23 protein-coding genes, 1 tRNA gene and 1 pseudogene are annotated in these 17734 nt (G+C 62.5%); 9 read left to right on the top strand and 16 right to left on the bottom strand.

Translation table 11 applies throughout. The features are described 5' to 3' along the window. Window positions 1-168: 168 nt before the first annotated feature. Window positions 169-1209 (bottom strand): terminase large subunit domain-containing protein, encoded by a 1041-nt coding sequence (locus AC0L28_RS33490; protein ID WP_473482709.1) that lies wholly within the window; start codon window positions 1207-1209, stop codon window positions 169-171. 383 nt (window positions 1210-1592) lie between these two features. Between AC0L28_RS33490 and AC0L28_RS33485 the strand changes: the two genes are divergently transcribed. Continuing rightward, complete coding sequence (locus AC0L28_RS33485) at window positions 1593-1898, top strand: hypothetical protein (protein WP_023803842.1); 306 nt, start codon at window positions 1593-1595, stop codon at window positions 1896-1898. Between the two features lie 51 nt (window positions 1899-1949). Here AC0L28_RS33485 and AC0L28_RS33480 read toward each other — a convergent pair whose 3' ends face one another. Both AC0L28_RS33480 and AC0L28_RS33475 read right to left on the bottom strand, forming a co-directional pair. After that, window positions 1950-2384, bottom strand: a complete 435-nt coding sequence (locus tag AC0L28_RS33480) for a DoxX family protein (RefSeq protein ID WP_473482710.1) — start codon at window positions 2382-2384, stop codon at window positions 1950-1952. Between the two features lie 597 nt (window positions 2385-2981). Beyond that, window positions 2982-3197, bottom strand: a pseudogene (locus AC0L28_RS33475) (tryptophan 2,3-dioxygenase family protein); the annotation flags it as partial. 263 nt (window positions 3198-3460) lie between these two features. Here AC0L28_RS33475 and AC0L28_RS33470 point away from each other — a divergent pair. Beyond that, entirely contained in the window at window positions 3461-3934 is a 474-nt protein-coding gene (locus tag AC0L28_RS33470) for an Lrp/AsnC family transcriptional regulator (RefSeq protein ID WP_473482707.1), read from the top strand. A gap of 92 nt (window positions 3935-4026) precedes the next feature. On the opposite strand, the gene AC0L28_RS33465 is transcribed toward AC0L28_RS33470, so the two are convergent. Together AC0L28_RS33465 and AC0L28_RS33460 are read right to left on the bottom strand one after the other, a co-directional pair. Beyond that, on the bottom strand, window positions 4027-4188 hold the full coding sequence (locus tag AC0L28_RS33465; protein WP_287180442.1) for a hypothetical protein: 162 nt from the start codon (window positions 4186-4188) through the stop codon (window positions 4027-4029). A gap of 93 nt (window positions 4189-4281) precedes the next feature. Beyond that, window positions 4282-4668, bottom strand: a complete 387-nt coding sequence (locus AC0L28_RS33460) for an ester cyclase (RefSeq protein WP_473482705.1) — start codon at window positions 4666-4668, stop codon at window positions 4282-4284. A 122-nt stretch (window positions 4669-4790) separates the two neighbouring features. On the opposite strand from AC0L28_RS33460, the gene AC0L28_RS33455 reads away from it, so the two are divergent. From AC0L28_RS33455 to AC0L28_RS33445, 3 genes are all read left to right on the top strand, one after another. Beyond that, window positions 4791-4864 (top strand) — tRNA-Gln (locus AC0L28_RS33455). Between the two features lie 113 nt (window positions 4865-4977). Continuing rightward, window positions 4978-5160, top strand: a complete 183-nt coding sequence (locus tag AC0L28_RS33450) for a DUF3606 domain-containing protein (protein WP_128174991.1) — start codon at window positions 4978-4980, stop codon at window positions 5158-5160. A gap of 165 nt (window positions 5161-5325) precedes the next feature. Continuing rightward, window positions 5326-5655: a GYD domain-containing protein gene (locus AC0L28_RS33445; protein ID WP_027155386.1), complete on the top strand. Its 330-nt coding sequence runs from the start codon at window positions 5326-5328 to the stop codon at window positions 5653-5655. A gap of 69 nt (window positions 5656-5724) precedes the next feature. Here the strand turns inward: AC0L28_RS33445 and AC0L28_RS33440 are convergent, their stop codons facing one another. From AC0L28_RS33440 to AC0L28_RS33430, 3 genes are all read right to left on the bottom strand, one after another. Beyond that, window positions 5725-7872 (bottom strand): EAL domain-containing protein, encoded by a 2148-nt coding sequence (locus tag AC0L28_RS33440; protein WP_473482703.1) that lies wholly within the window; start codon window positions 7870-7872, stop codon window positions 5725-5727. Window positions 7873-8034: 162 nt separating this feature from the next. Beyond that, window positions 8035-8634 carry a YdeI/OmpD-associated family protein gene (locus tag AC0L28_RS33435; protein WP_473482702.1) on the bottom strand — a complete coding sequence of 200 codons (600 nt, stop codon included), beginning with the start codon at window positions 8632-8634 and terminating at the stop codon, window positions 8035-8037. Between the two features lie 223 nt (window positions 8635-8857). Next, window positions 8858-9760 carry a S1C family serine protease gene (locus tag AC0L28_RS33430; RefSeq protein ID WP_023803851.1) on the bottom strand — a complete coding sequence of 301 codons (903 nt, stop codon included), beginning with the start codon at window positions 9758-9760 and terminating at the stop codon, window positions 8858-8860. A gap of 226 nt (window positions 9761-9986) precedes the next feature. Here AC0L28_RS33430 and yghU point away from each other — a divergent pair, with 226 nt between their 5' ends. Next, window positions 9987-10853: a glutathione-dependent disulfide-bond oxidoreductase gene (gene yghU, locus AC0L28_RS33425; RefSeq protein WP_287259922.1), complete on the top strand. Its 867-nt coding sequence runs from the start codon at window positions 9987-9989 to the stop codon at window positions 10851-10853. Window positions 10854-11035: 182 nt separating this feature from the next. Here yghU and AC0L28_RS33420 read toward each other — a convergent pair whose 3' ends face one another. The 5 genes from AC0L28_RS33420 to AC0L28_RS33400 all read right to left on the bottom strand — a co-directional run bounded on the left by AC0L28_RS33420 (window position 11036) and on the right by AC0L28_RS33400 (window position 14137). After that, on the bottom strand, window positions 11036-11272 hold the full coding sequence (locus AC0L28_RS33420) for an exopolysaccharide production repressor protein (protein WP_236473395.1): 237 nt from the start codon (window positions 11270-11272) through the stop codon (window positions 11036-11038). A 289-nt stretch (window positions 11273-11561) separates the two neighbouring features. Then, complete coding sequence (minE, locus tag AC0L28_RS33415) at window positions 11562-11834, bottom strand: cell division topological specificity factor MinE (RefSeq protein ID WP_023803855.1); 273 nt, start codon at window positions 11832-11834, stop codon at window positions 11562-11564. Continuing rightward, window positions 11831-12646: a septum site-determining protein MinD gene (gene minD, locus AC0L28_RS33410; protein ID WP_023803856.1), complete on the bottom strand. Its 816-nt coding sequence runs from the start codon at window positions 12644-12646 to the stop codon at window positions 11831-11833. The genes minE and minD overlap by 4 nt, the downstream gene beginning before the upstream one ends. A 105-nt stretch (window positions 12647-12751) precedes the next feature. Continuing rightward, complete coding sequence (gene minC, locus AC0L28_RS33405; RefSeq protein WP_287377939.1) at window positions 12752-13534, bottom strand: septum site-determining protein MinC; 783 nt, start codon at window positions 13532-13534, stop codon at window positions 12752-12754. A gap of 165 nt (window positions 13535-13699) precedes the next feature. Next, entirely contained in the window at window positions 13700-14137 is a 438-nt protein-coding gene (locus tag AC0L28_RS33400; RefSeq protein ID WP_128170524.1) for a hypothetical protein, read from the bottom strand. A 276-nt stretch (window positions 14138-14413) separates the two neighbouring features. On the opposite strand from AC0L28_RS33400, the gene AC0L28_RS33395 reads away from it, so the two are divergent. Further along, window positions 14414-15127, top strand: coding sequence for an SOS response-associated peptidase (locus AC0L28_RS33395; protein WP_473482698.1), 714 nt, complete (start codon window positions 14414-14416; stop codon window positions 15125-15127). Here AC0L28_RS33395 and AC0L28_RS33390 read toward each other — a convergent pair. Both AC0L28_RS33390 and AC0L28_RS33385 read right to left on the bottom strand, forming a co-directional pair. Continuing rightward, complete coding sequence (locus AC0L28_RS33390) at window positions 15124-15384, bottom strand: hypothetical protein (RefSeq protein WP_287346650.1); 261 nt, start codon at window positions 15382-15384, stop codon at window positions 15124-15126. The two genes, AC0L28_RS33395 and AC0L28_RS33390, sit on opposite strands and share 4 nt — an antisense overlap. 3 nt (window positions 15385-15387) lie before the next feature. Next, window positions 15388-15648 carry a hypothetical protein gene (locus AC0L28_RS33385; RefSeq protein ID WP_287075127.1) on the bottom strand — a complete coding sequence of 87 codons (261 nt, stop codon included), beginning with the start codon at window positions 15646-15648 and terminating at the stop codon, window positions 15388-15390. A gap of 134 nt (window positions 15649-15782) precedes the next feature. Here AC0L28_RS33385 and AC0L28_RS33380 point away from each other — a divergent pair, with 134 nt between their 5' ends. After that, a complete protein-coding gene (locus tag AC0L28_RS33380) occupies window positions 15783-15962 on the top strand; it encodes a hypothetical protein (protein WP_128247673.1) in 180 nt (59 codons plus the stop codon). 337 nt (window positions 15963-16299) lie between these two features. Continuing rightward, window positions 16300-16755 carry a GNAT family N-acetyltransferase gene (locus AC0L28_RS33375; protein WP_473482696.1) on the top strand — a complete coding sequence of 152 codons (456 nt, stop codon included), beginning with the start codon at window positions 16300-16302 and terminating at the stop codon, window positions 16753-16755. A 698-nt stretch (window positions 16756-17453) separates the two neighbouring features. On the opposite strand, the gene AC0L28_RS33370 is transcribed toward AC0L28_RS33375, so the two are convergent. Further along, window positions 17454-17734, bottom strand: a 281-nt coding sequence (locus AC0L28_RS33370) for a hypothetical protein (RefSeq protein WP_473482712.1), incomplete at its 5' end; no start/stop codon positions are given.

The raw sequence follows: 17734 nt of genomic DNA, 5'->3' as shown, positions 1-17734 counted from the left end.
ATGCAATCAGTCCATTCTGTTACCTATCTATCCGGTTCGGACAAGGCGTCTTTCTCCCCGTCTCTATACGGGGAGAAGATGCCGGCAGGCAGATGAGGGGCAGCGCGAGGTAGGAAGGACGTCTTCGGATTTTGCTCGAAAAGACCCACTCTTCCTGAACTTGCCCCCTCACCCCATTCCCTCCACCGCTTCCGCCGACAGAAACAACAGCACCACATCCGACATGCCGAGGAGCGGCGTAAAAGTGACGATGGTGATGCCGCCGGTCGCGTTGGTGCGGGTCAGGCCTTCGGAATAGATGTCGAGCGGTGGTTCCTCGTCGAACCAGACGCCGTGCAGCGTTTCGCCCTGCCACTTTTCGCGGCCCTTCTCAAAACTCTTGAACGACAGCACCGATTCATCGGCCTGCACATCGCCGCCGCCGCCATGGCGCACCACGACGCTGTCCAGCCCATGCGGCGCGCCGCGCCCCATGATGGTGCTGACAATGGCGTCGGCCGGGATCATGCCGGTGCCCCACGCCGCCGGCTGCTGCGGCGGGCCGATCAAAATGCGCTGCGGGTTGTCGCGCGTGCCCTCGGCGGTGACGCCGGCCGCCCACAGCCGCACGGCCGTGTCAAAAACCTTGCCTTGCCACCACTCGGGATAACGGCCGGTGAGATGCATCGCCCATTCGGCGCCGCCGGCCCTTGTCTTGCCGAGCTGGTTGCCGGCCATGAACAGGCGTTCTCGGTTGGCAGCACCGGCCGCATGGAACTCGGCCTGTCGCGGATAAGGCCGGTAGGCGGCAAGCTGGTTAGTGCGCCGCCTCCGGTCCAATTCCCTGAGCAGGCTCAGATACTCGGTCTTCGCCGTCGCAGCCCGGCTTTGCGAGGCCCGGTCTTGCGACGCCGGACTTTTCGTGAGAAACGGCCGCAGGACGGCTTCGAGGCCGCGGATGCGCTGCCTGATTTCGTCATCGCTCAGTGCTTCCAGACTGTTGATGTTGAGATGCAGATCCTTGGGCAGCACCGACAGCACGATCTTCAGATACTGATCGGGCTTTTCGGTACGAACCTCGGCGATGACGCCGGCGCCATGTGCCCGGAAATCGGCGCGGATGGCTTCCAGAAAACCATCGGCCAGCGTTTTTTTCGCCCGCTTCGGCCGGCCGGAAGGCTTGGGTTCGGTCACATCAGCCGGTTCGTCGTCGAAAGGATTCTCGGCCATGCCCTACCTCGATGCTGGTAATTGGCGAAAGCCGGGGTGACATCCGATCTCCCCCCAAGTGGGGGAGATGTCCGGTCCACCCTCCGCAGCTGCAGCGCAGCTGCTGCGGAGGACGGGCAGGACAGAGGGGGGTGCTGTCCCGCCGGCATTTGATATCGGCAACACAGGCACAAACGTTCGAGAAGGCTTGAATTAAAAAAACCCGCCTCGGTGGGCGGGTCGTCGGCGCAAATCAGCACCATGACTATATTCCTAGCATAGCTGCCGTCACAAAGCAAGCGAAATCTCGGGGGCCGGCCTAAAATTCGGCCGCCCGCCGCGCTATGGTGCAGGGATCGGAACCGGTGTTCGCGCGTTTGCAATTTGCCAATGGGAGCAAAGCCATGAATGTCGCCAATCTGCAACTCGAGGGCCTGCTGATGGCCGTCGCATCGATCAATCAGGTCCTTGTCCGCAAGGGCGTACTGACGGTCGAAGAGATAGACATCGCCTTGCGCAAGGCCGAAGCCAGCGAGACCAGCGAGGAGCGCTCAGAAGGCATGTCGGCCTCGAGCCGCGATGCCGTCAACTTCCCGATCCGGCTGCTGGAACTGGCGAACCAGTGTCAGCCGGAGGCGGACATGCCGTCCTTCTCCAAACTGGCGCGCATGGTCGGCCAGATGAAGGAACCCTACAACGACCAGATGTGACGTCGCGATCGCCTCGCCGTATCGGAACGCCGCTTGCCAGCCGAGCTACGATCACCTGGCCAGTGCAGCCTTCCAGGTCGGCACACGGCCCGGCCCATGCACGGCGGCAAACAGCAGCCCGGCCAGGAAGGTAAAATGATCGACGAAAAAGCCGAACTCGGCCTGGTTTCCGGCCCAGTGCGACGGCCCGTGGAAGGCAAAGGCGAGGAACAGCACATAGGCGCCGGCGACAAGAGCGGCCTGCGAGAACAAGGCGCCGGTCAGGAAGCACAGCACCAGGACCACTTCGAGCACGGCCGCGCACCAGGCCAGAAACAGCGAGAACGGAAATCCGGCGGCGGCGATGTAGCCCGCGGTGGCGCCCATGTCGATGAATTTGAAGGTCACCGCCATGAGGAAGACGGCTGCGAAGATCAGGCGGCCAATCAGGATTGCCGCGGTCTGCCACGGCGGTTGAGCCGGTGATTGGGTGGTTTCCGATGACATGCCGTCCTCCAGGGTTGCGACCGATTTCGCCCCAAGGACGTTACACCAGCCGCAAACCCGACAACTTTGACTCAAAAGAGCGCAAGCTTCCAAGACTGGAGTCCTCGAGTTTCGCGCGGCGCCGCGATCCCTCTCCCTTGTGGGAGAAGGGATCGCGGCGTCTACCCTTACCCTGCCTTCGCCTCCGGGTGGCTGATCGGTGCCCGCACAGTCCCATACTGGCAGCTCCAGCGGTCGGTCATGTCGCAGCGTATGTCCCACAGCTCCGGGAAGAAGCGATGCAGGGCGCCGGCCTGCAGCAGTTCGACCGGGCCGGCCTTTGAGCGATTTCGAGCCGAGCCCGATCGAGCGGTGGATGAGGTAGAGATGATTGGCGCGGAATTTCTGGAACAGCTCGTCGAATTCGATTAGCGCCTCGGCGACGACATAGCTGTCGCCGTGGTCATAGCTGACATCGTAGACATCCTCGACCGAGAGCCCGCGACCATCGAGATAGGACGCCTTGAACGCCCGCCACAGGTCCGGCGGCATGCGCAGCAAGAGCCTGAAGCCCGGCGATTCCTGGCCGCTGCCGTTGCCGAGCTGCAGCCGAATCTCCTGGTATTCCTTGGGCGACATAGTTTCGAGCAGGTCGAGCTGCGCCGTCATCAGGCGCATCAGCCGATGCACCCGCCCCATCAGCGTGACGATGCGATGGGTGTTCTGCTGCTCGAGGAAGTCGACGACATCGACCAGCGTGTAGGCGATGAGCTTCATCCACAGCTCCTCGACCTGGTGGACGATCTGGAACTGCAGCTCGTCGGCATTGACCATCTCGGCCAGCGGCTTCTGGCAGGCGAGTAGCTTGGCGCAGCTGAGGTAGACGCCATAGTCGCGCATCTCGGGCGCTTCGATACGGGCGTAATAATCCGGCTTGTGCATGGCAGCTGCTCCTTTGCCCGGCCCCTAGGGCTCCCTGTTCGGTCCGAGCCCGCAGTTTAGTCGCTTTTCACTTGAACATTGTTCCTTTTTGTTATCCAAATGCCAGAAAATGGAGGACGAATGTTCGTGCATCGCGAAGGTTTGGAGAACGTGTGATGCTGGATGCGGTCGACCGGAAGATCGTCGCGGCGCTGGAACGCGATGCGCGCACCTCCTTCGCAGTGCTCGCCGACGAGGTCGGCTTAAGCAAGACGCCGTGCTGGAAGCGGGTCAAGGCGCTGGAGGACGCCGGCATCATCCGCGGCTACTCGACGCGGGTCGACCCGGCCAAGCTTGGCTTCGGCATCGAAGCCTTCATCCAGGTGTCGATCGATTTCGAACTCTCCGAAGCCTTCGAGGCCGCCGTCCAGGCGCATCCGCTGATCCGGCGCTGCCACGCCACGACAGGCGAGGCCGACTATCTCCTGCAGATCGTGACCGTCGACATGATGGCGCTCGACAGGATGCTGCGCGTCGAGTTCAGCCGCCTGCCCGGCGTGCGCCGCACTATCACCTCGATGGCGATGCGCGAGATCAAGGATGACATTTCTTTCGCCAATGCCGTGGGGCATGCCCAGCAGAATCGATAGCATAGAGGGCCGGCAACGGTCTTGCGCCGGTCTGGTCGCGTCGCACCGCTATTTTTCGCTTACCTTAGGGGTTTGGGCGCGGTATCCGCGACTTAAGGCGTGTAGCCCAGCGCGGCCAGGGCCGACAGCCCTGCAGCCAGGCCAATTGCGATAACAATGCCGAAATGCCGTTCCAGGAATTTGCGCCCCTGCCAGTCGTATCGCATATCTGAAAACTCCGCCGCGGAATCTGGGGCAGCGTGTTCAGGCGTCAAGGCCGGGTCCTTGACAGGCGGTAGACAGGCAGCTGCCATTGTTCATATCGTGGTTCATATCGGAACGTGGAACGACGGCCGAGCATTCTCGCGCTAAAGCTGAGCTTCGATGGCAGCCTTGTCTATGACAGACCATACTTCTACAATCTTTTTGTCCCCAAATTGATAGATAACATTCTCGGCAAAGGAAACTCTCCTCCCATTTACAGGGAGGCCAAGGAACCTTTCTTTCGGCGCGCAGTCGAACCCTAGCCGGCTCGCTATGTAGGGCGGATCGGAAATCAGCATCTGGACGTTGAAATAAAGGTCCGGAATTTCAGCAAAGTCTCTCTCCAGCATTTTGCGATAGCCTGATAGACCGAGCCGCCGGCCGTTGTGGATCACCTCATCATCAACGAACTGCCCCAGCTTCGGCCAGTCCTGCTTGTTCAGGCAGGCAATGTAGTCTCGGTAGAAGTCGGAGAGGTCGGTTCTAGTCACGGCGATTGCTCCCGTCCCTGCAAGGCCCCGCCGAAAGGGCGTGTCTCATGCTCGAGCCGATGATGACATGAAGCAGCTTCATGCACGGATGAGAAAGTGCTAGATAGCGTCACTTGCTCTATTCCCGCTTCGTCTAATGGTAGGACAGCGCCCTTTGAAGGCGTGAATCGTGGTTCGAGCCCATGAGCGGGAACCAGCATCGCCCCGCCGGGCAACCGGTCAGACCGGCGTGCCTCCCCTTTCCAAACTGGCATGGATGGTCGGGCCGACCAAGGAACCCTATAACCACCAGATATGATGGAGGACGACATGGCCGACAACAAATCCAGGAGCAAGCAGGACCGCAAACCGGCCGCCGGCGAGGAGCCTTACGACGTAGCGGCGTTTGCGAAAAAATATGGTATACCGCCGAGCGAGGCCGCGACCATCATCAAGCGGTACGGGCCTTCGAGAAAGAAGCTCGACGCGCATATGGCGAGCCGCAACGCCTGATCCGCATCGGCGGCGGCCTGCAGGATAGGTGTTGCGATTATATTAGCCTGAGCGCATATTTTGTCAGCCGGTGAACCAACCAAGCCGGTCAGGCTCGGCGCCAGCCCCTCCCTCGATCCCCTCGACGCCGAGCCGCTGGGGGATCGGCGGCCCTGGAGGCGAACCATGCCCATGTATCTCTCACGATTCAGCTATACGCCCGAGACCTGGGCGCGCCTGATCGAAAACCCCGAGGATAGACGCGAGGCAGCCCGCACCTACATCGAATCGGTAGGCGGAAAGCTGCACGGGTTCTGGTACGGCTTCGGAGAGCACGATGGCTGGAACCTGTGGGAAGCGCCCGACAACGTTTCGATGGCATCGGTCATGCTTGCCATTGGTGCGGGAGGAGCGCTCAGTTCGTACGAGACCACCGTTCTCCTGAGCGTCGAAGAGACGATGCAAGCGCTTGGCAAGGCGAAGTCGGTCCGCTATCGCCCGCCGGGAAAGTCCTGACCAGTCGCGCATCACGGCGCCGGACCGGTTTCGCGGACTTTTCGCCCGGCTAGCCCGGAGAGATCCGGGCTAGGCTCGCCGTCCGGCTGGTGCCGGCGCGCTCGCCCGTGTCTTGCGCGCCCGTGCCACGCTCGCTTGTGTCGCGCTCGCCCGGGTCGCGCACGCCCGCGCCACGATCGCTTGCAGCGGCTCCGGCCGGTGCAGCAGAAATCCCTGGCCGAAGTCAATGCCCATATCCGCGAGGATGTCGAGCGCATCCTGCGCTTCGATCTTCTCCGCCACCACGGAGCAGCCGAGGCTCCTGGCGATGCCGGATATCGCCGAGACGATTTCGCGGTCGAAGCGGCTATCGGCAATATGCTCGATGAACGAACCGTCGATCTTGATCGTGTCGACGGGAAAGCGCCGGAGATATTCGAACGAGCTCATGCCCGCCCCGAAATCGTCGAGGCTGACGCGGCAGCGCCGCTCGCGCGCCTTGCCGACGAACTGCTCGGCAGCTGCGAAATTGGTGACCGCGGCGGTTTCGGTGATCTCGAAGCCGATGCCGGAATGCGGCGCCCCGGTCTCGGCGATGACAGCGTCGACGAAATCCCAAAGCTGCGGGTCGCTCAGCGTCTGCGCCGACAGGTTGAAGCCGAGCGTGAGCGCCCCTGACTTCAGCGCCGGACCATGAAGCGACAGCGCCGTCCTGATAATCCAGCGGTCGAGCCGCGAGGCGACGCCGAACCGCTCCGCCGCCGGGATGAACTCGCCCGGCGGGATCAGCCGCCCGTTGCGGCCGGCGAGCCGCGCCAGGACCTCGACATGGCGGCTTCCTTGCCAGGGTTTTCCGAGCTGGTGGATTTCCTGGCCGAACAGTTTCAGCCTTCCTTCCGCCATGGCGTCGACGGTGTCGGCGGCCAGCCGCGCCGCATTGAGGCCGCTGGAGCCGGATGTCGTCTCGGGCGAGAACACCGCGAAGCGATTGCGCCCGGCGGCCTTGGCCGCATAGCAGGCGTCGTCGGCGCAGGCGAGCGCGTCGGCCACTGCGGTATTCGCATCGGCGACAAAGGCGATGCCGATGCTGGCCGCGAGCTTGCGCGACGCCGCCGTCGAGCCGAGGTCGGCATCGCGAACCGCCGCGAGTACGGCGCCGGCGAGACGCTCGGCTTGCGCTGCATCGCAATCAGGCACCAGCAGCGCGAACTCGTCGCCGCCGAGGCGCGCGGCGTGCACCGACGGCGGCAGACAGCCCAGAATGCGCTCGGCGACGCTCTTCAGGGCAAGGTCGCCGGCGGCGTGGCCGGCGAAGTCGTTCAGTGCCTTGAAGTAGTCGAGATCCACGTAGAACACCGCGAGCCGGCGCGCCGTTGCGATGTGCTCGGCCAGCAGCCGGTCGAAAGCGGCGCGGTTCAAAAGGCCGGTCAGCGCGTCATGGCGGGCCGCATGGGCAAGTTCCTGCTCGCGTTGCTTCGCCTCGGTGATGTCGCGCACCGTGCCCAGGATGTGGCCCGACGACTGGGCGTCGGCGAACCGTATCAGCGATTCGAGATGTCGGATTTCGCCGTCCCGCTTGATGATGCGGTATTGCACGGCGACGACCTTTTGCGTTTGCAGCGGCGCCAAATGGGCCCGCTCGGCGTCGGCCCGGTCGTCCGGATGCAGATAGCTGTGCCAGAGGTCTTGCGACACTTCGTCGGTGTCGGCGACAAGCCCGTAGATGTCCCGCGTCCGCTTGTCCCAGTAGCTTTTGCGTGCGGCGAGATCGTGGTGCCAGATGCCGGTGCCGCTGGCCGCCAATGCCAGGCGAAAGCGGACGTTGACCTGTTCAAGCTCTGCTTCCGCCTGCTTCTGCTTGGTGATGTCGGTCTGGACGCCCATCAGTCTGACCGGCCGGCCTTCGGCGTCGCGTTCGACCACTCCGCCGCGATCGAGAACCCATACCCAGTGACCGGATTTGTGCTTCAGCCTGAGTTCGGTCTCGATCGACTCGGTCAGGCCGGCAATGTGGCGTTCGCCGCTGGCCACCGCCCGCTCGCGATCGTCGGGATGCGTCAGCTGCAACCAGAGATCGCTTGTCTCGGCAAGCTCACCCTCGCCATAGCCGAGCATCTGCAACCACATCGCCGAGTAGAAACAGTCGCCGCTCCTGAGATCCCAATCCCAGACGCCAAGATGCGCGCGTTCGAGCGCCAGTTCCCAGAACTCTCCGTCGCGATTTTTCTTTTCGGCCATGCTCTGGACTTCGCCTGCCTCGTCGCGGCCATTGTGAGGCAAAAGCAAAGAAGAAACCGTTACTGCGCAGCGGCCGGGGTGGACGGCCAATTTCTCTCACCCTGACACCCACGAGGCGGGAACTTTGCCGAAACGGCAGCCACAGCCGCGACGGCGCCAGCCTCACTTCTTCCCTTGCGGGTAGATCGCCTCACCGCGCTTCAGCATCTCGACGAAGGCGGCGATCTTCTTCTCGCGGCCAGCCTCGGTCTTCATGTTGTGGATGCGGAAGGCGAGCGCGAAGCGGTTCTGCGCGCTGAGCCTTGCCAGCATCGCCTTTGCCTCGGGCTCGGCGTCTATTGCGGCCCGCAGATCCGCGGGGATTTTCATGTCCTTGCCGCTTGCATAGGCGCGCGCCCAGCGCCCGTCGGCCTTCGCCGCCTCGACCTGTTTGAGCCCATGCTCGGTCATCCGGCCCGCCTCGATCAGCCGGGCGACGTTGTCGACGTTGATCTGGCTCCAGATGCTCTTCCTGCCGCGCGGTGTGTAGCGCTGCAAATAGCTCTTGTCGTCGAGCCCCTTGCGCACGGCATCGATCCAGCCCCAGCACAGCACGACGTCGATGGCCTCCTTGGGCGTGATCGAAAGCAGTCCCGAACCGACCTTGTGGATCTTGATCCAGATTTCTGTCTCGGTGTCGTGATGCTTGCCGAGCCAGGTGTAGAAGCTCTCGGCATCGCTGAATTCGCGGACCTTGGCGGGGTCGACCTCGACCGGCGCCATCAGCGGGTCTGCCTTTCTGTGGTCGTCATCGGTTCTCCTTTGTCGCTGCTTGGCTCCGATCGAATGGAGCAACAGTGGCCTTGTTGCAAGGCCGGCGCGAAGCATTGCTTCGCGCCGCCCATGGCGGTCCTTCAAATCGTGATGTAATAACCTGCGGCCTTCCGGCTCGGCGCTGCGCGCCGATCCACCCCACAAGGCCCACAAGGGGGGAAGGAAAGGAGCTTCACTGCAGCTGCGGTTTCTTGAGAAAGCTGTTGCGGTCGGCCGACTTGACGCGCAGCCAGGTTTCGCGGCCGTCGCGCACAACACGCAACGGGATCTCGGCGCCCGCCTGGTTCTGCCACAACTTGCGGTAGAAATCGGCGAGCCCGTCGACTTCGCCGTCGCGCACATCCGAGATGATGTCGCCCTGGCGCAGGCCGGCTTCGGCGGCCGGGCTGCCTTCGGCGACGCTCATCACCACGACCTCGCCATTGCTTTCGGCGGAGAAGGCGCCGAGCCATGGGCGCGGTGGCTTGGCAACCTGGCCGCGTGTCAGCAGATCGTCGAGGATGGGCGGCAGCAGGTCGATCGGCACCACCATGTTGATATCGGCGATCTCGCCGGCGCGGCTCATCTGCAGACGCAGCGAACCGATGCCGAGCAGCCTGCCATCCTGACCGATGAGGGCCGCACCTCCCCATGACGGATGAGCCGGCGCGGTGAAGATCGCCTCGTCCAGCAGATACTCCCAATAGCCGGCGAATTCCTGCTTGGTGACGATGTACGCGCTGACCGCCTGGCCGATGCCGTCGGCGAGCACCACCGGGTCGCCGGCCATCGCCCTGGCCGCGTCGCCGAAAGCCACCGCGGGCAGGGAGAGCGGGGCCAGCGCCTGCACCAGGCCGAAGCCCGTTTCCTGGTCGTAGGCGAGCGCGTGCGCGGGAATCACGCGCCCGCTGTGGTCGGTCAGCCAGACTTCTTCCGCCTCGGTGATCAGATAGCCGATGGTGAGCACCAGGCCGTTGTCGCGAATGACCACGCCGCTGCCTTCCCGGCTGGTGCCTAGCGCATTCGCGGTGAAGGCATCATCCGGGATCGAAGCCCGCACCGTCACGATGGACCGCAAAATCGTATCGATGGTCATGCTCTCAATCCTGGCCATATTCACGACGACCGTTCAGAGGGCCGGCATCTTCTATAGCTATGGCGCATGTGACGAGGCGCAAGGGCCGGATGCAATCGCGCAGGCTTGCGCTGCCGATATCGACAATAGTTCAACACAAGTTGAACTTCCGTCAGCCCGCACTACCTGTATCTATGCAAGCTGATCCTCCCCAAGACCCTCTCCGCTCACATCAAAGGCCACCGAAATGAACCAATACACACCGCCGAAAGTATGGACCTGGAACAAGGAGAATGGCGGCGCCTTCGCCAGCATCAACCGGCCGATCGCCGGCCCGACGCATGACAAGCAGTTGCCGGTCGGCAAGCATCCGCTGCAGCTTTACTCGCAGGCGACACCAAACGGCGTGAAGGTGACGATCATGCTGGAGGAGTTGTTGGCGCGCGGCCACAAAGGCGCCGAATATGACGCCTGGCTGATCAGGATCAACGACGGCGACCAGTTCGGCAGCGGCTTCGTCGAGGTCAATCCCAACTCCAAGATCCCGGCGCTGATGGACCGCAGCGGGCCAAAGCCGATCCGCGTCTTCGAATCCGGCTCGATCCTGCTGCATCTGGCCGAGAAGTTCGGCGAGTTCCTGCCGATCGAGCAGCCGGCGCGCGCAGAAACCCTGTCGTGGCTGTTTTGGCAAATGGGCTCGGCGCCCTATCTCGGCGGCGGCTTCGGCCATTTCTACGCCTATGCACCGGAAAAGTTCGAATATGCCATCGACCGCTTCGCCATGGAGGTGAAGCGCCAGATGGACGTGCTCGACCGGCGGCTGGCTGAAAGCGAATATCTCGGCGGCGACGCCTACACGATTGCCGACATCGCCGTGTGGCCCTGGTATGGCGGGCTGGCCAAGGGCCGCATGTACAACGACGCCGGCGCGTTCCTGTCGGTGCAGGAATACAAGCACGTGCAGCGCTGGGCCGACGCGATTGACGCACGGCCGGCGGTGCAGCGCGGCCGCATGGTCAACCGCGCCTTCGGCGAGCCGGCGATGCAATTGCACGAGCGCCACGACGCCAGCGACTTCGACACCAGGACGCAGGACAAGCTGGCGGCGGAATGATCGGAGCGGCGGAACTGGAGCGGATGACGCGCTGCGCAGTATCGGTCACATGCACCCCGAGATATATACTGGTTGACTAAAGTAACGGAACGTCCAAGGCACATTCCCAGAACCGAACATGTCCGCTTTCAAGCGGTTTAGACCATACTGTCTATCTGATGAACATCATGGTCTAGGCATATTTATATTTGTGGTGGCCGACCTGAATCTCGAAACCGCATGCAGTCTCGACGGTCCAGTACTCGCGGGTCGCGGTCACTGTGTGTCTTTCGTTCGGCCCTATAGATCAGCCGGACGACGGACAAAAAATATCCAAGCTGCAGAACGATCAAGGTGAGGACCGTCCAGCCCAGCGCCTTCCAGATTGAACCCGTTGCCAAATAAATCGAGAGCGCCACGACGAATGCCGCGGCGGTCATCCCCACCAGGAACTGTGGAAAATTCATCGCTTTTCAAGGCCGCCCCGGAGCTTCTCACAGCCGCGACGACCACCCTTGCCCATTTACCCCGGACCAACGTTTTCACCCTTTGGATGGTTGCGCAAGTGGCAAATGGATCGGAAGCGTGCGCATGGTTGATGCAGAGGCGAGCGGCCCCGAAGCTGCCAATCTCCCCCCCTTGAGGGGGAGATGCCAAGTGGGGGCAAAGAGGACAGGCCAGAGGGGTGCGCTGTCCCGCCGGCGTCAAAAACTACTACAGGCGCAACGCTCAGGCCGACATGGCCAGCGGCCTTGCGCTCTTGTTGGGGATCTGAATGTCGATCTCCAGCGTCGACATCGTCTCGCCGCGATCCATGGAGACCTGCAGATAATCCTGGTCGATCTGCACGTGCCTGGCGATCACGGCCATGATCTCCTCGCGCAGCACCGAGACGAGATCGGGCTGGCTGCGGTTGCGGCGCTCATAGGCGAGCAGCACCTGCAGCCGCTCGCGCGCCACCGGCGCGCTGCCGCGCCGCTTGAAGAGGTCTAACAGGCTCATGCTGCCCTCCTTCCAAAAAGCCGATCGAGAAAGCCCTTGCGCTCGAACGGCACGACGACCGGCAGGTCCTCGCCCTCGAGCCGTTTGGCCGCCTCGATATAGGCGCGGGCGGCGGAGTTGGTCGGATCGCTGAGTGTCACCGGCGACCCGAGGTTGGAGGCCTTGAGCACGTCCTGGCTCTCGGGAATGATGCCCAGCAGCGGCGTCGACAGGATTTCCAGCACGTCGTCGATCGAGAGCATTTCGCCGCGCGCCGCGCGCGCCGCATCGTACCGCGTCACCAGCACATGCTTGGCGATCTGCTCGCCCCGCTCGGCCTTGACGGTCCTGGCGTCGAGCAGGCCGATGATGCGATCGGAATCGCGCACCGAGCTGACTTCCGGGTTGGTGACGATGACCGCCTCGTCGGCAAAGCGCATGGCAAGCTGCGCGCCGCGCTCGATGCCGGCCGGGCTGTCGCAGAAGACGTAGTCGAACACCGAGCTCAGCTTTTCGATCACCTCGCCGACGCCCTCCTCGGTCAGCGCATCCTTGTCGCGCGTCTGCGAGGCCGGCAGCAGGAACAGTGTCTCGACCCGCTTGTCGCGGATCAGCGCCTGCGACAGCTTGGCCGTTCCCTGGATGACGTTGACCAGGTCGAACACCACCCGCCGCTCGGCGCCCATGATCAGGTCGAGATTCCTCAAACCCACGTCGAAGTCGACCAGCGCCACCCTCTTGCCGGTTCTCGCGACGGCGGCGCCAAGGGCGGCCGTCGAGGTCGTCTTGCCGACGCCCCCCTTGCCCGAGGTGACCACCACAACTTTGCCCATCTATGCCTCCTTATTGTTGTTTGTATTGTTAAGCGTTTGATTTATGCGATGCGCTTAAGTCTTTGTTTTAATTCTAAAACTGCTGCATACTTTCGGGCGACTGCATTAGCTGAACGGCGCGATGCGCAGCGTGTCTTTTTCCAGAAACGCCTGCACCGCTTTTCCACGCAAGGCCGGCTCCATCTCCTCGGCGGTGCAATACCAGCCGTCGACCGACAGCAGTTCGGCCTCGTTTTTCCGGCAGAAGATGCGCGCCGCCGAATGGCCGAGCACACCGGCCGACGCCCGCCCGCGCAACGTGCCGTAGACGTGGATCGAGCCGGCAGCGACGATCTCGGAACCGGAGGCGACCGAGCCCAGCACGATGACATCGCCATGCGCGTGGAAGATCGACTGGCCCGAGCGGATCGGCGTCTTGACCATCAGCGTGGCCGGCGCGTCCGGCAGCCTGTCTTCTGGTTGCCTGTCTTCTGACTGCTTGCCCGGTTCCGCCCTGCCTTCTTCCGCCCTGCCCGCCTCTTCCGGCCTGCCGGCAGCCTTTTGGTCGGCCTGCATGAGCAGCCCGGCTGTGGCCTCTTTGGCGCCGATCAGCAAAGGCGGCAGACTGGGCTCAAGCACCGTGTTGCCTTCGAGCTCGATGGCATAGATGCGGATGCCGCGCAGGCCAAGCTCGGCAACCAGCGCTTCGATCTGGCTGACCGCGGGCTTCAACGTGTTGAGGTTGAGCACCACCGGGCGGCCGGCAAAATAGCCGGGAGAATTGCCGATCCAGCGGTCGAGGCTTTCCAGCCACTCCGAAAGCGGCGTCTCCGGGGTGAGCGTGAAGGCGACGAAGGAGCGGGCGCGAAAGCGAATGGATTTGGTCTCGACGGGGGCGGCGAAGGTCACGGACAGCGATTCCTTACTGATAGGTAAACGCTAGCCAGCCATGGTTAACGAAAGGTTAACGGAGGGCTGTTTGCGGCGTCCGGAAAGCTGTTACTGACAGGCTCGGCGTGTCAGCAGCCGCAGACAACGCTGGAAATCCCCGGCCCCTCCTCGACACCTTGCTGGCTAAGTGCCCTTCGCTGCGTCCTCGATCAGTTCCGCCAGCAAGCTAGAGAACCGCTCGTCAGCCCTATCCCCGATGTTTCCCACTTCTCTTGCCACAATCCCCGGCGAAGAGACCGACACTTGTCCACTCAGCTGAACGTTGACCGTGAACGTTCTTCCGACCACCTCCTTTTCCGTTCCCCGCTTCCTGTAGATTCTGAACCGAATAGATGGTGTTGATGCTTTGGCTTGGCGGCGTGGCGCGGTGTCCATTTCGACGGCCACCTCGCCTGCTACGTCAGCCCTGGCCGTTTCCAGCGACGCAACCACGACGTCGTTTAGCCAGGCCCTTGCTTGCGCGCCGAAGTCCACCCCCTCGGCCTTCTCATTGCCGACCTTCTCCTCTTGCTCACGGCGAGCTTCCTTGCCGCGGTCAAGGGCATCTTTGAACTTGGACATGGTAGTTTGCCTCCAATTGTGAGCGCATGAGACCAGCTGTCACATCGCCATGCTCCTCCTAATGGGTAGAACGCGCGCGAGCGGTGTGCGTTGCGTAGGCGGAGCCCGCGGTTCGCCGTGCTGCGCGCGGCGGTATCCTTCTGCCGCGGTCGATCGCCGGGATGGCGGCGGTGATCGTGGCGCTGTGGGCTGGGGTAGCGTGTCAGCAGCCGGCCGGAGAGCGCTGGAAATTACCTGCCCTTTCCCGCAAGATGCCTGAACATCCCTGGGCTCGACATGTGCAACCTCTACAACATCACCACCAGCCAGGAGGCGATCCGCCAGTGGACCCGCGCCTTGCGCGACAGTCTCGGCAATCTCGAGCCCTCCATCGACATCTACCCCAACCAGCCCGGCCCGGTAGTGCGCAACGCGCCGGACGGTGAGCGGGAACTGGCCAACCTGCTGTGGGGCATGCCGACGCCGGTCGAGCGCGTGAAGGGCAAGGCCGACTACGGCACCACCAACATCCGCAACCCGCAATACGGCCACTGGCAGCAATATCTCGGCGTCGAGAACCGCTGCGTGGTGCCGCTGACCAGTTTTGCCGAACCGAGCCCAACGCCGGGCGACAAGGACCCGGATACCGGTATCCAGAAAAACTACTGGTTCGCGCTGAACGAGGCGCGGCCGCTGTTCTTCTTCGCCGGCCTGTGGACGCCCTGGCAAGGCGTGCGCAAGGTCAAGGATGGCCCCGGCGAGTTCGAGCTCTACGGTTTTCTGACCACCACGCCCAACGCCCTGATCGCGCCGATCCACGAGAAGGCGATGCCCGTGATCCTGACCACGCAGGAGGAAACCGAGACCTGGCTGACCGCACCGTGGTCCCAGGCCAGGCACCTGCAGCGCACGGCACCCGACGACGCGCTGGTGATCGTCGACAAGCCGGCGACACAGATAAAATTTCCGCCGCAGGCCCCACAGGCGCCGGGGCAGGGTTCGCTGTTCTAAAGCTTGAATTTCTGCAGCACCCAGATGTAGCCTTTTGGCGGATGGTCCTGGTCGACGAACTGAGTGCGAACGGTGGTGTCCTTGCGGTTGCATCGTTTGCACCTGAACCTGATGGCTTCCAGCGGCTTGTTCCAGCCCACCACCTTGGCCACGTCGTTGGCCCGAAAACGCCCAACATGATAGCAGTGGCCGCACTCGACGATCAGCAGCATGTTGGTCTTCGCGGCACGTCCAACGCTGTCCATCGGCCCGGCCATGGCTCATTTCCGAGTCAAATAGTCCTCGGGAAGCGGAAGCAGGCCAAGATCCGGCATCCGGAAATCGGGCTCCTTCTCCGCTACGCTGGCCATCACCTCATGCAATTTTTCGACAAGCCCGCAAAGCTGCCAAAACAGCTCGCCATGCGCCTTCAGATGCAGTTGCGACGAAAGCACCGTCCTGCGCAGGCTGAGAGCGTCGCTGATGATCGCCTCGGCATGCCTCGCCGACAGCCTGTCAAACCGGCTTTTTCGTCTGCCCATCGCGGCTCTCCCCAGTTTGTGAGCAACCGCCCCACCACTGACAATAGGAAGGCATTCCTCGCCAAGTCAATTCACACTTGACATTTTTGTTCCCGTTTTGTTCAATTTAAACAGAAACTGTCGGAGGCATCGCCATGGACCACATCGTGACGCTGGACAGACGCCAGGAGGCCGCCCTTCAGGCGATCGCCCAAAAGTTCATCGCCCAGCACAAGGGCGACGCGGTGAAGGCGCTCAAGGAGATGATCGTGCTCAATGGGCACCTGCAGGAGCGGCTTGACGCCGTGGAGGGACGGCGCCGGGCGACCCGGTAAGCGCTTAGAGATGACGGTAGCAGGACGCGTGTTCAATCGTGCCGTTCGAAGGTCGGCTTAGCGCCTATCTTGGTCATTCGAAGCAATTTCGCTGTTACTCGAAAGGGGACATCGGCAGCGCGAAGCTATTGGTCCTGGTTGCGCCATGTTCAGACATTCGCGGTGCTTCTCCAGAGCGGACGTTAGCTCATCGGTAGGAGTCGACCTGCGGACCATGCCTGATGGTAGATGTAGGGAACGGCGTGACCCCCATGCGATGAAGCGGCGGTAGGCCGCCGCTCCGAATTTGAGCGGCCCGTCCGGCAACGCTATAATTGACCGGCAGGGGACGTTATCGATGACGCAAATCAGAGCCATGACTGAGCAGGACGTGCCGTCGGTATCGCTGCTCATTGGAGAGTCTTGGCGCAGGACGTACTCGCCAATCATGGGTGCCGAGACCGCGGCCCTGATTTCGGATGAAGATCACACGCTGCAGCGGATTGCGGCGGAACTGACAGACACCAACAAAATGTCGTTCGTGGCAGAACGGCCAGACGGCTCGATTGCCGGCTACGCGATGGCTAAGATGAATGAAGCCGGCGACGTCATGCTTGACGGGCTCCACATCGATCAAAGCGAGTACGGCACCGGGCTAGCCGCTAATATATTGCACGCTGTCTTAGCCGCCCATTCCGGCATCCTGAGCATCGCACTCGAAGTGCTCGAGGGAAACGACCGGGCAATGGCCTTTTACCGCAAACATGGTTCGAAGTGGCCGCGTTGCACGGTGCAGAAGGCCATGCATCGTTGATTATGCGCAAACTGCTATCGCGCGCCTAGTCGGAACTCGCGCATCGAACAGTACATCACGTGTTCCGTCCCCAGCGCACCGGCGGCCTCCCCGTTCGCAATCCAAATAGACGTCTTTCAGCTGTTTGATTGGCGTGAGCGAGCGCGAGGGACTTAACAACTGACATGATCATTTTGAAATCCTCCCCAGTTCCCGTCGGTCAACATTCAGTCCTTGGGGTCGCAGGTGTAGTGCCGTTCGAAGGTCCCGTCCGCGCGCCGCTGCTTGTCGAAGCCGCGATGTAAGGCTCGATCGCGCGCTCGTGGACCAGCCAAAGGGGATCTCGGCCGAGGCGTAGCTACTGCCGGCGGCCAACCGTTTCGGGATCGAGGCCGAAGCGATCCTGGTGCGCTCGATCGTCGTGCCGGCCGCGCCTGCCTCCGCATGACGGATGGCGCGGCTTCGCAAAGCGCACATGATTTCGTCACGTGAGATGCCGACGTCGCCAAGAACGTCATCGGGTAAACGGCTCAACTGGTCCGTTGCCGACAAGAGAGCTTTTCCCTCGGCGCGGAGGCGTAACCACCTGCGAAATGGACCAATGGCGGCAGCATGAATTATAACCATGATCAGATCGTACCTTCATTGATCTGAATTGACCGGTACGGAACGGCGCGAACGGCACTCCGGGCGAGAGCGTCAGCCGTCCGCGAGGCAAGTTAGGCGTAGTGGTCGATGGATTGGTTTTGCCGCCGCGTGCCCATACGGCGGGCGGTGGCTGGCCCCGGGCCACGCATGTAATAAAGCTCCGGGCGGTAGCGCGGCCCGACGAATTTGCGAAACCCCGCAGCAAGTTTTGTGACGGGAGCCAAGAATTTCATGACCGTTCCCTTTCCCTTCGCCTGCTTGAACACGAGCCGGCGGGCCTGACGTTGCAACAAGGATATGACAGTCGAACCAGGCTCGGCTGTGGGAATTCCCACACCGGGGAAAACATTGG

The organism is Mesorhizobium sp. WSM4847 (assembly GCF_055811335.1).
This window is presented reverse-complemented; position numbering and strand designations above follow the sequence as displayed.

Excerpts from the sequence above, each read along its gene's own strand:
- AC0L28_RS33490 (WP_473482709.1), bottom strand. The coding sequence starts at position 1,209 with ATGGCCGAGAATCCTTTCGACGACGAACCGGCTGATGTGACCGAACCC.
- AC0L28_RS33485 (WP_023803842.1), top strand. The coding sequence starts at position 1,593 with ATGAATGTCGCCAATCTGCAACTCGAGGGCCTGCTGATGGCCGTCGCA.
- AC0L28_RS33480 (WP_473482710.1), bottom strand. The coding sequence starts at position 2,384 with ATGTCATCGGAAACCACCCAATCACCGGCTCAACCGCCGTGGCAGACC.
- AC0L28_RS33470 (WP_473482707.1), top strand. The coding sequence starts at position 3,461 with ATGCTGGATGCGGTCGACCGGAAGATCGTCGCGGCGCTGGAACGCGAT.
- AC0L28_RS33450 (WP_128174991.1), top strand. The coding sequence starts at position 4,978 with ATGGCCGACAACAAATCCAGGAGCAAGCAGGACCGCAAACCGGCCGCC.
- AC0L28_RS33445 (WP_027155386.1), top strand. The coding sequence starts at position 5,326 with ATGCCCATGTATCTCTCACGATTCAGCTATACGCCCGAGACCTGGGCG.
- AC0L28_RS33440 (WP_473482703.1), bottom strand. The coding sequence starts at position 7,872 with ATGGCCGAAAAGAAAAATCGCGACGGAGAGTTCTGGGAACTGGCGCTC.
- AC0L28_RS33435 (WP_473482702.1), bottom strand. The coding sequence starts at position 8,634 with ATGGCGCCGGTCGAGGTCGACCCCGCCAAGGTCCGCGAATTCAGCGAT.
- AC0L28_RS33430 (WP_023803851.1), bottom strand. The coding sequence starts at position 9,760 with ATGACCATCGATACGATTTTGCGGTCCATCGTGACGGTGCGGGCTTCG.
- yghU (WP_287259922.1), top strand. The coding sequence starts at position 9,987 with ATGAACCAATACACACCGCCGAAAGTATGGACCTGGAACAAGGAGAAT.
- AC0L28_RS33420 (WP_236473395.1), bottom strand. The coding sequence starts at position 11,272 with ATGACCGCCGCGGCATTCGTCGTGGCGCTCTCGATTTATTTGGCAACG.
- minE (WP_023803855.1), bottom strand. The coding sequence starts at position 11,834 with ATGAGCCTGTTAGACCTCTTCAAGCGGCGCGGCAGCGCGCCGGTGGCG.
- minD (WP_023803856.1), bottom strand. The coding sequence starts at position 12,646 with ATGGGCAAAGTTGTGGTGGTCACCTCGGGCAAGGGGGGCGTCGGCAAG.
- AC0L28_RS33400 (WP_128170524.1), bottom strand. The coding sequence starts at position 14,137 with ATGTCCAAGTTCAAAGATGCCCTTGACCGCGGCAAGGAAGCTCGCCGT.
- AC0L28_RS33395 (WP_473482698.1), top strand. The coding sequence starts at position 14,414 with ATGTGCAACCTCTACAACATCACCACCAGCCAGGAGGCGATCCGCCAG.
- AC0L28_RS33390 (WP_287346650.1), bottom strand. The coding sequence starts at position 15,384 with ATGGCCGGGCCGATGGACAGCGTTGGACGTGCCGCGAAGACCAACATG.
- AC0L28_RS33385 (WP_287075127.1), bottom strand. The coding sequence starts at position 15,648 with ATGGGCAGACGAAAAAGCCGGTTTGACAGGCTGTCGGCGAGGCATGCC.
- AC0L28_RS33380 (WP_128247673.1), top strand. The coding sequence starts at position 15,783 with ATGGACCACATCGTGACGCTGGACAGACGCCAGGAGGCCGCCCTTCAG.
- AC0L28_RS33375 (WP_473482696.1), top strand. The coding sequence starts at position 16,300 with ATGACGCAAATCAGAGCCATGACTGAGCAGGACGTGCCGTCGGTATCG.